Annotated in this window: 2 protein-coding genes; both read left to right on the top strand. The window is 72.1% G+C overall.

The features are described 5' to 3' along the window. A partial coding sequence (locus WFJ01_RS19015) for a DUF222 domain-containing protein (protein WP_336630044.1) occupies window positions 1-515 on the top strand: 515 nt, incomplete at its 5' end. Window position 516: 1 nt separating this feature from the next. Next, window positions 517-1,321: DUF222 domain-containing protein (locus WFJ01_RS19010; RefSeq protein ID WP_336630045.1), on the top strand; the 805-nt coding region annotated here is incomplete at its 3' end.

Raw genomic sequence — 1,321 nt, 5'->3', positions numbered from 1 at the left:
CCAGCACCCTTGATCCGCTCCTGGAGGCCACTCGGCTTCTGCAGGAGGCGTGGGGTGCGGCGGCGTCCGGGGCGGGATTGTCGCGGGCGCAGTTGGTGGCGGTGAATGAGGCGATCGGGCGGGTGAAGCGCACTGCGGATGGGGTGCATGCGGAGGTGGCTGCCCGGTTGGCGGAGGAGTCCCGGCCGGGGCTGGGGCCGGGGTCGTTGGCGAGGCAGCAGGGGTTTCGGAACACGGCCCAGTTGATCGCGACGACCACCGGGGCGTCCACGGGTGATGCGGCCCGACTGGTGAAGGTCGGTGAGGCGACGGCGCCGCGGGCGAACCTGGTCGGGGAGGTGTTGCCGGCGAAGTTCCCTCATGTGCGGGAGGCGCTGGTCGCGGGGCGGATCGGGGCGGCGACGGCCGGGGTGATCGTGGGGTTTCTGGACCGGATGATCGTGAGGGTGGCGGGAGAAGGCCGCGGAGGCGGAGGGGTTCCTCACCGGGAAGGCGCCGGGGTTGTCGCACGATGAGGTGCGGCGGATGCTCACCCGGTGGGAAGCACACCTGGATCCGGACGGGGTGGCACCCCGGGAGGAGGAGCTGAGGGCCCGGGCGTCGGTGACCCTGTTCGAGCGGGAGGGGATGCTGCATGTGACCGCGGTCCTGGACCTGGCCCGGGGTGCGGCGGTGAAGACCGCGATCGGCGGGTTCGTGTCGGCGGAGTTCGCCGCGAAGCGGGACGGCCGCGACCCGAACGCGCCGGGCGCGGACCGGCGCACCGTCCCGCAGATCCAGGCTGACGCGCTCGTGCATCTCGCCGAGCACGCCCTGACCTGTGAGGGCAAGGGGACCTTGAACGGGGCGACGGTGATCGTCCGCGTGAACGCGACCGACCTGGAGGCCGGGACCGGGTTCGGGCTCATCGACGGGCTCGACCAGCCCGTCAGCATCGACACGGTCCGCCGGATGGCCGGCGGGGGCGGGGTGAGCCGGTGGGTGTGCGGGGAGGATGGGGAGGTCCTGCACTGGGGGCGGGATCGGCGGTTGTTCAGTCGTGCCCAGCGCCTCGCCCTGGTCGAACGCGACGGCGGGTGCGCGTTCTGCGGGCTCCCACCCACAATGACGAAGGCGCACCACATCGCGTGGTGGGCCCGCGACCACGGCGAAACCGACCTCAACAACGGGGTACTGCTCTGCGAAACCTGCCACCACCTCGTCCACGACAACGACTGGAGCATCCGCGTCGACGGCACCGGGATCCGTGCGAAGGTCTGGTTCCTGCCCCCACCCGGCACCAGTGCCCCACCCCGCCCCGGCGGCAGAGCACGCACCGAAA

Origin of the sequence: Microbacterium sp. MMO-35 (genome assembly GCF_037147555.1) — a bacterium.
GTDB lineage: Bacteria > Actinomycetota > Actinomycetes > Actinomycetales > Microbacteriaceae > Microbacterium.
The sequence above is the reverse complement of the archived record's forward strand: the minus strand, read 5'-3'. Positions and strand labels throughout refer to the sequence as shown.